We start from the raw sequence: 9302 nt of genomic DNA, 5'->3' as shown, positions 1-9302 counted from the left end.
TCATGTGTGGTGTCTCCTGTGGATGGGTGGTGTGTACCGGGTCGGCCCATCGGGCTGTCCGATGCCTTCCTGTTACTCAAAACCCGTGCCAGCGCCACCCAGACTGCGCAGTGCCTTGATTTCATGGGACATTTTTCACGCTGATTCGGGTTTGTACGGACGAATGCAGTGCGGGCCTGCAACGCTCCAGGGTGCAACACCTGTCACGCAATGGAACACCTGCCATGCACTGCGTGTTTGCGCTATTGCCCGGCCCGTGCGCTGTGGCCATACTGGCCATCGAGCGGGGCACTACGACACCCGCACAGGAGACAGCGCGTGCGACCCACCCACCCCCTTGTGGCCTTGCGACAGGCCCGCCAGCACCTGCTGGAGTTTGGTCATTGCCCCAGCGGCATGGTGCAAGAGCGCCTGGCGCGCTCCTGGACGCGCAGCCTGGCCGCCGGGCTGGTGCCGGGCGGCCAGCCCCGGGCCACAGACCACTACAGCAGCACCGCCCTGCGCCAGGTGCTGGACCACAACCCCGAGCTGCTGGCGCACTCGCGCCCCGTCATGCAGTACCTGTTCGAGCAGGTGCGCCACAGCCAGAGCGTGGTGGTGCTGGCCGACCGGCGCGGCATGCTCATGCACACCCTGGGTGACCCGCACTTTGTGGACAAGGCCGAGCGCGTGGCCCTGACCAGCGGCGCCTCGTGGCACGAAGAGCACCGGGGCACCAACGCCATCGGCACCGCGCTGGCCGAGTGCAGCGCGGTGCAAATCCACGGCGGCGAGCATTTTCTGGAGCGCAACAGCTTTCTCACCTGCGCGGCCTCGCCCATCCTGTCGGCCACGGGCGCGCTGCTGGGCATCCTCGACATCTCGGGCGACTACCGCAACGGCCACGCCCACACGCTGGGCCTGGTCAGCACCGCTGCGCGCATGATCGAGAACCGCCTGCTGGCCGACACCTGCCAGCGCCACATCCGCCTGCATCTGCACACCGAGCCCGAGGGCATTGGCAGCGTGGCCGAGGGCATCGTGGCCGTTTCGGGCGATGGCTGGATCGTCGGTGCCAACCGTGTCGGACTGGCCCAGCTGGGCCTGCACGCGGGCGACCTGGGCGCCGTGCGGCTGGAGCAGCTGCTGGAAGTGCGCCTGGACGACCTGCTCTCGCACCACCGGCGCCGCCCCCAGCAGCCCCAGGCCCTGCGCCTGCCCGGCGGCGCCCTGCTGTGGGCACAGTTGCAGCTGGACGCCGGTGCCTGGCCCGGCCCGGTGGCACCCGCCACCGCCCGCCCCGCCCGGGCGCACCCGGCTGCGGCCCCCGGCGCCGCACCCGATGCCCTGGCCCAGCTCGACACCGGTGACGCGCGCTGGCGCGCCGCCGCTGACAAAGCCCGCCGCGTGGTCGGCAAACCGATTGCAGTGCTCATCCAGGGCGAATCGGGTGTGGGCAAAGAGCTGTTTGCCCGCGCCCTGCACGCCAGCGGGCCCCGGCGCGGCGCGCCCTTTGTGGCCATCAACTGCGGCGCCATCCCCGAGAACCTGATCGAAGCCGAGCTGTTTGGCTACGTGGCTGGCGCCTTCACCGGTGCGCGCAAAGAGGGCAGCCCCGGCTACCTGCGCCAGGCCCACGGCGGCACCCTGTTCCTCGATGAAATCGGTGACATGCCGCTGGCGCTGCAAATGCGCCTGCTGCGCGTGCTGCAAGAGCGCAGCGTCACGCCCGTGGGCGCGGCCAAAGCCGTGCCGGTGGACTTTGCTCTGGTTTGCGCCACGCACTGCCAGCTGTTGCAGGCCACCGAGCAGGGACGTTTTCGGCAAGACCTGTACTACCGCATCAACGGCCTGACGGTGCAGCTGCCACCTTTGCGCCAGCGCAGCGATTTCACCGCCCTGGTGCAGCGCCTGCTGGCCCAGCTGGCCACCGAACAAGACCTGCCCGCAGGCGTGTGGGTGGCCCCCGACCTGCTGGCGCGCCTGGCCGCCTACCCCTGGCCGGGCAACTTGCGCCAACTCGCCAGCGTGCTGCGCACCGCCTGCGCCCTGCTGGCCGACGGCCAGAACACGCTGGACTGGGAGCACCTGAGCGACGATGTGCTGCACGCACTGCAAACACCGGCAGCGCCCGGCGCCGCACCGGCCCGGGGCGCCCGCACCGTGCCCGGCGCCTGGCCCAACACGGAACCCCCGCCTGCGGTGGCGCTCCCCTCCAGCGGGCAAAGTCTGCAAGCCCTGTCCCACGCCGCCATCGCCCAGGCCTTGCAGGCCGCGTGCGGCAACGTCTCGCAGGCCGCCCGCCAGCTGGGCATCAGCCGCCAGACGCTGTACCGCAAGCTGGCACTGAACCCGGTGGGGTAGCGGCCTTTGGTGGGCGAGAGCCTGTTCTGTGGGGGCAGCTTGCTCCAAGCGCTTCAAATTTGATAGCTGCTTGCGCTTTGCTGGCGTGCCTTGGCGGCATTATTTATCATTTATTTCTGTGTTTCTGGCCTCTGGCCAGGGCTGGGGAGAAGGGCTGTAGCGCCCTAATTCATTTGGGCGATCGACAGCGCAGGCGTGGGTGGTGACACTCGCGTCCATGGCCCGCCTGGCAGGCCATTCCGGTCACGGCACCTCCCTTCCCCCCAGAAAATTCAGATTGAAGACCGCCCCGGTGCGGCGATAGTGATATGGCCTTCATTGAATTCGATACCTGCAACCACCCCCGGCACGAGCGCACCGACGCCGTGCGCGAAACCTGTGCCGCCCTGGCCAACATGGCCCCCGACATTGCCAATGACGGCGCGCTGAGCCTCTCCATGCGCATTCGCCTGCTGCCCGGCGTCGCTGTGGCTGCCGTCGAGTGTTCGCCTTTGAGCGTGCAGCGCAGCGGTCGGCAGCTGGCCGATGGCAACGACGATGTGCTGCTGTTCCTGAACCCCGGCAGCCCAGAGCCAAGGGGCAGGGTGGGGGACTGGGTGGTGCGTCAACGCGGGCTAGGAAACCGGGGTGAAATGGCCTGCACCAGCGGCTCGGGCTGCTTCGCCCTGAACGAACGGGCCGGGCGCACCGACTTCCACGCCCCCCAATCCCGGTGCCTGCTTATCGCCTTCCCGCGCCAACGCCTGCTGCCCGACATGGCTGATGTGGACCGTGCCATGCGCCAGCCGCTCGCCGACACCCTGCCCCTGCGGCTGCTGGCCCGCCAGGCGCTGGAGCTGACCCAGTCCACCAGCACCTGTGACGCCAGCGACGCCGAGCGCTTGCGCCTGAGCGAGCAGTTGCTCGACCTCAGTGCCCTGGTGCTGGGTGCCACGTCCCAGGCGCAGAACCGTGCCTACGCACGCGGGCTGCGGCAGGCGCGGCTCAAGGCGATCCAGGCCGATCTGCGCGTTCATGCGGGGCGCGGCGACCTGTCGCTGGAATGGGTAGCGGCGCGCCACGGCATTTCCGCCCGCTATGTGCGCGCGCTGTTTGAGCAGGAGGGCAGCTCCTTCAGCGACTACCTGCTGGAGCTGCGCCTGCAGCGCGTATTTGACCAACTCACCAGCCCCCGGCATGCGGGCAGCACGGTCAGCGCCATTGCGTATGACGCAGGTTTCAACAGCCTCTCTTGGTTTTACCGGGCCTTCAAGCAACGCTTTGCCGCAGCGCCCAGCGACGTGCGGCAGGGGCACGCGCACGGTATGCCGACATAAATCCGCCTGGCCATCTCTCAGATGGCAACGCTGCTTGGCGGCGAAGGCCGCGCGGGTGCAGCGCGCCGTTGCCGACATGGTGCATATCTGCGGTGGAGTGGCGCTCAGTGGAGGCGCTGGATGCGGTATCCCTCTAGCCTCGCGGGCATCTACGACCCGATGAGAACTGACCATGCACATGCGCACCATTCGCCCAGAGGGGCTGACACCCCTGGCCCTGTCGATCACCCTGGCTTTGTCCCTGGCTGCCTGCGGCGGCAGCGGCGATGAAGAGCCGGCCCTGGTATTTCAGCCTGGCGAAGTAGTGACTTTTGCCGCCACCCTGGAAGACGGCAGCACACAGGAAGATCGCTACCTGGTGCATGGCGTCACCGCCGAAGGCGACTTGCTGACGGATGTGGCGCCCGCGAGCGTGAAAACCGCCAAGATGTCGGGCGGCCCCCACAAGAGGCCCCCTTTGGCCCTGGTGGCACTGCCCCTGGAAAACGGTGAACAGGCAGACGCCCCCCGGCTGGCCGCGTTGCGCGATTTCTACAAACAGCTGTGGCAGGGCATTGCCGAGCGGCGCAACGATGGCTCAGACATCGCCGCCGAAATCGGTGCCTTTGAAAACGACGTGGGCGCACTGTACGACGATTACCAGCGCTCGGAATTTGCCCGCGTCAAGGATTACGTGGCGTTTTACGAGCAAGTGGGCGAGAACCCGTATTTCGATGCGCAGGAATCGGTGGAAGAGGAATTGGTGTTCTTTTTCTACCTGACTGGCTGGCGCCAGGGCGTATGGCTACAGGCGTTGCAGCGCCAGAACCTGGATTGGCCGCGCTTTCTACAGTTGATGGCAGAGCGCCACAACACGTTTGCCGATCTGCTGGGTAAATACCAGACCTGGAGCCAGGCCGGTGGCACAGGCATGGAGGCGTTCATTGCCCGGTATGCGGCTGGGTCGGATTTTTATCCCGAGGCGCCGGGCATTGCGCGGTCTGGCTTGAAGCAAGCGGGTATTTCAGAAGCCTCTGGCGCCGAGAAATTCTTTGCCACCAACAAATCGTGGGGCGTGAGGATCAATTCGCGCGAGCAATCCTCCGTAGCCATTGTGTCGAGCCAGGACACGAATATCTCGCATTACCACCGGGTAGGCGAGAAAAAGGATATCTGTCCCACCAAACTGACCATCAGCGGGCGCCTGGGCGTGGCACAGGCAGAGCTCGAATGGAAAATGAAATACACCGAGGAAAAGCACACCAGCCTGCCCGGCACCTTTATCTCGTCCTTTGGCATGGAGTATTTCAGTGCCCACGGGGGGGAGCGGATCGTGGAGGTGTATGACGAGCTTGGACGGCCCAGCAAGACCAGCATTGGCGGGGTCATGAGCCCGGCGCTGGTCAAGAGCCTGAGTGTCAACCTGGAGATCAAGGACCTCAAGAACATCGGTACCGAAACAGCACCGCGCCCCGGCTTCACGGCCCGGGTCAAGGTCACGCCGAGTGTGATTTTCAACTCCCCCTGGGTGCGCACCTGCGAGGTGCGCTGAACCGGCGTTGCCCCCGCCAGCGTGAATTTGCCGCAGTGTGGCGCTCAGTGGAGGCGCTGGCTGCGGCATCCGCATGGCCTTGGCGCACGGCCATGCGGACACCCTCATCTTCTCGGTTCACTTTTTTGAATAAAAAGTGCTTCTAGCCCTTATGCAGCAAGCGCAAGCAGCTACTGAATAAAGAGCAAAAACGGGTATTTCCATGAAGAAAACGATGGCTTGGCTGGCCCTGTGTGCGGCGCCGCTGCTGGTGCAGGCGCAGGACAACTGCACCAGCCCCAACAGCAATGACGACTACATCCTGGGCACCGCAGACGGCACCGCCAGCGCCATGCACTGGCCCACGGGGCTGGTGTGGAAGCGCTGCAGCGAGGGGCAAGTCTTCGACGCTGACCAATGTACGGGCACAGCGCAGCAAAAAAACTGGCACACATGGGCCGCGACGTATCTGCCGCAATCCTTCACTGGCCAAGACAGCTGGGGCATCAGCACGGGGCTTATTCAGAACCTGCTGCAAAGCGGGGCCTGGCGTATGGCCTACAAGAACGAACTACAGGGGATCACCACCAACTGCGGAAGTGGCCCCAAGGTCAACCGTGAAGTGTTTTCTGGTACACCGCCGTCTTCGTTCGTTTGGTCGGGTTCACCCTACGCCTACGATTCGAACGCCGCGTGGGGCGTGGGCTTCAACAATGGCGTCGCCTACGGCGGCGGCCGCGACAACGGCGGCCACGTTCGCTTAGTGCGTGGCGGGCAGTCTTTTGCTGCTTTGTCGTCGTTCTCCACGAGCGGGTACGTAGGTCAACAGACAGACTTTGCTCCCATCACGCTGGCGTCCAGCACCGGCACTGGTCAAGCCTGGGGCGGCGCGCGCATCAGTGGCGATGGCAATCCCCAGTTCCAGGTGAACGGGGGCGCTTGGGTGCAACAGGCCATCGTCAAAAGTGGTGACCAGATCGTCGTGCGCCTGACAGCCCAGATCAGCGGTGTCCACACCGCCACCCTCACCCTGCGCAGCGGCCACACCACGGGCACCAGCGCCAACGCCACCAATGGCAGCGACGAAGCCACGACCATGATGGCAGCAAGCGCCAGCTTTACCCTCACTGCCGTTGCAGCCCCGGTGGACGGTGCCTGCGGCAGCGCCCACGGCGTGGTGACCGTAGCAGTGCCCGATGCGGCCAACCTGTGCAGTGCAGGCACAGCCAGCGCCCTCACTGGTGATGCCAGTGGCTGGGCCTGGAAATGCGATGGCAGCAACGGTGGCACCCAAGCCGCCTGCCAGGCGCCCAAGGGTTACACCGTCACGCCTTCAGTCAGCGGCAACGGCAACATCAGTCCCAGCACACCCCAGGTGGTGGAGGTGAACACCAGTGCCAGCTTCACCATCACGCCCCAGGCGGGCTACAGCGCTGCGGTGGGCGGCACCTGCGGCGGCAATTTGTCCGGCAGCACTTACACCACCCACCCCACGACGGCCGATTGCACGGTCAAGGCCAGCTTTACCGCCATAGCGAGCCATGCGATCACCACCAGCGCCAGCCCTGCCCATGGGGGCGCCGTGGTCTGCGCGCCCAATCCAGTGCTGCAAGGTGGCAGCAGCACCTGCGTCGCCCGCTCCAACGCCTACCGTTTCACGGCTTGGACGGGGGCCTGTGCCGGGCACACCGGCCCGAGCTGCACGCTGAACAACGTGAGGGCAGCCCAAACCGTGGGGGCGCAGTGGGACACCAGCACGGTGCTGGGCCAAGTGCTCAACGACACCGGCGTGTCCCTCAGCGGTGCGAACAACAGCGTGAATGCCAGCACCTGTGACAGCACCCATCCCAGCGCGCAAGACTGCCACCATGGGCGCGACGCGGGAGCGTTGAGCGGGCAACTGAGCAAAGTGGGCGCCAGCGCCAGCGCCAGCACCAGCAACGGCTTTGACTACACCAAGGTGTGCAACAGCGGCGAACTGGCGGGACAGGGTGCCTGCCCCACCGACCCCGTCTTGGGTAATGGAACGAACGACTGGGCCTGTACGCGCGACAACGTCACGGGGCTGATCTGGGAGGTAAAAACCACCAGCGGCTTGCGCGATGCGGACTACCTCTACACCTGGTTCAACCCGCACAGCCCGGATGGCGACCCGGGGGCCGAGAACCCTTCGACCTTCGACTGCGAAACCGCAGGCCGTTGCGATACGGCCAAGTTTGTCGAAGACGTCAATGCTGCCGGTCTGTGCGGAGCCCACGATTGGCGCCTGCCCACGGTGCAGGAGTTGGGTGGGCTGGTGGACATGGGCCAGCCTGCTGGCGAACCGGCGATTGACCCGGCGTATTTCCCGCACACCCCCTTGATGCCGTTTTGGAGCAGCACGCCCTTTGCCAATGCTGCCCTTGGGGGTGGTGTGCCGAGCGCCTGGTTTGTGGACTTTGACCACGATTCCGCTTGCGGTGGTGATTGTTTCACCGATCGGGTGTTGCCCATGAGCGTGCGCCTGGTGCGCAGCGGACAGTGAATTGCGAGCCAGAGAACCATGACGTACTTTTTTTCACCCACGACCGTGATGTTGTGCGGGCTGCTCGCTTTGCCCCTGCTGGCCCAAGCCCAGATCTGCGTTCAAAACAACCTTCCGAGCAACCCCACAGCGGTGTACACCGTCCATGGCGACGGCACGGTGACCGACCGGCGCACGGGCCTGATGTGGGCGCAATGCCTGGCGGGGCAAAGTGGCACGCAGTGCGCGACGGGCGTGCCCATCCCCATGGACTGGGCGGCTGCATTGGCCTATGCCCAAAGCCAGACTTTGGCGGGCCACCACGACTGGCGCTTGCCCAGCGCCAAAGAGCTGCGCACCCTGGTGGAGCACTGCCGCACGCAGCCAGCAATCAACGAAGATGTTTTTCCAGCACAAACCTTTGACCCCATCGCAGAAAAGGGCGTATGGACCGCAACGCCCGACGTCCGTGACGCCAGCCAGGCGTGGTTTATCGACTTTGAGACGGGCGTCCAGGGCAAAGCGCTGCGCAGCACGGCAGATCGGCACACCGTACGTCTGGTGCGCGGTGGCTTGTCGTTGCTGCCGCAGTGGGGTGGCGTGGCTTTGTCGGGCAGCCCCACGGCGCACAGCGCCACCATCGTGGGCACCAGCAACCAGTCGGGCCGGGGGTATTTCCTGGTCGTGCGTCGGGGGAGCGCAGCGCCTGCGCCTGCGCAGGTGAAAGACCCTGCCGGGCAGGGCTACGCGCCCGCCCTAGAAATCAGTGGCTTCAAGGCGATCGCAGCGAATACGCCCGCCAGCTTCGGTGTCCTGGTTTCAGAGACCCAGACCGACTACGACTTTTATTTGGTGGCAGAGTCTTCCGCCGGGGTTCTCGGCAATGAGGTGGTGAAAGTGGAGTTCCGCACTGCCGCGCCCGCGTCCGTGGACGGCTCTTGCGGCGGTGCGCATGGCGGCACGGCGCTGTTGACCAGCGCCCCTGCATCTAACCTGTGCAGCGCGGGCACAGCCAGCAGCGTGACAGGGGCCACCAGCACCTGGACGTGGAGCTGCGCCAGCACCAACGGCGGTGCGAATGCTGCTTGCCAAGCGCCACGCGGCTATACCGTCACGCCCAGCGCAGGTGCGGGTGGGGCGATAACTCCCGCTGCGGCACAAACCGTGGCATACCAGGCAACCCCCAGCTTCCATGTCACCGCCCACAGCGGCTACACGTTGGCCAGTGTGGGTGGCAGTTGTGGTGGCAACTTGTCTGGTACGGTATTCACCACGGCACCAGTGAGCCAAGACTGCACAGTCCAGTCCGTGTTCAATGCGGCGCCACCGCCCCCGCCACCGCCACCGCCCCCGCCCCCGCCCCCGCCACCGCCACCGCCACCGCCCCCACCGCCCGATCCCATCAATGGCGCTTGCGGCAGCAGCCACGGCCAAACCCTGGCCGTAGCGCCCCAAACCAACCTGTGCGTGCGTGGCACGCCCAGCAGCGTCAGCGGCAGCGGCCCCTGGAGCTGGAGCTGCAGCGGTCAGTACGGCGGTCGCAGCGCCAGCTGCAGCGCCAGCATCAGCACCTACTTGGTCATGGCCACGGCGGGCGAAGGCGGGCGCATCAGCCCCCCGCAGCGCAGCG

At 66.0% G+C, this 9302-nt stretch carries 5 protein-coding genes; all 5 read left to right on the top strand.

Annotated features, from left to right (window positions below):
* Positions 1–318 precede the first annotated feature (318 nt).
* A complete protein-coding gene (locus tag PHX69_RS12935) occupies positions 319–2343 on the top strand; it encodes a sigma-54-dependent Fis family transcriptional regulator (protein ID WP_502958529.1) in 2025 nt (674 codons plus the stop codon).
* Positions 2344–2651: 308 nt separating this feature from the next.
* Entirely contained in the window at positions 2652–3659 is a 1008-nt protein-coding gene (locus PHX69_RS12930; RefSeq protein WP_119012197.1) for a helix-turn-helix transcriptional regulator, read from the top strand.
* Positions 3660–3831: 172 nt separating this feature from the next.
* Positions 3832–5190 (top strand): hypothetical protein, encoded by a 1359-nt coding sequence (locus PHX69_RS12925; protein WP_288044184.1) that lies wholly within the window; start codon positions 3832–3834, stop codon positions 5188–5190.
* Positions 5191–5392: 202 nt separating this feature from the next.
* Positions 5393–7693, top strand: a complete 2301-nt coding sequence (locus tag PHX69_RS12920) for an Lcl domain-containing protein (RefSeq protein WP_288044183.1) — start codon at positions 5393–5395, stop codon at positions 7691–7693.
* Positions 7694–7711: 18 nt separating this feature from the next.
* Positions 7712–9302: Lcl C-terminal domain-containing protein (locus PHX69_RS12915; RefSeq protein ID WP_288044181.1), on the top strand; the 1591-nt coding region annotated here is incomplete at its 3' end.

The organism is Simplicispira sp., assembly GCF_028687295.1.
GTDB lineage: Bacteria > Pseudomonadota > Gammaproteobacteria > Burkholderiales > Burkholderiaceae_C > Simplicispira > Simplicispira metamorpha.
This window is presented reverse-complemented; position numbering and strand designations above follow the sequence as displayed.

Bases quoted from the DNA above. Each gene is read 5' to 3' on its own strand.
- PHX69_RS12930 (WP_119012197.1), top strand. From the start codon at position 2,652: ATGGCCTTCATTGAATTCGATACCTGCAACCACCCCCGGCACGAGCGC.
- PHX69_RS12925 (WP_288044184.1), top strand. From the start codon at position 3,832: ATGCACATGCGCACCATTCGCCCAGAGGGGCTGACACCCCTGGCCCTG.
- PHX69_RS12920 (WP_288044183.1), top strand. From the start codon at position 5,393: ATGAAGAAAACGATGGCTTGGCTGGCCCTGTGTGCGGCGCCGCTGCTG.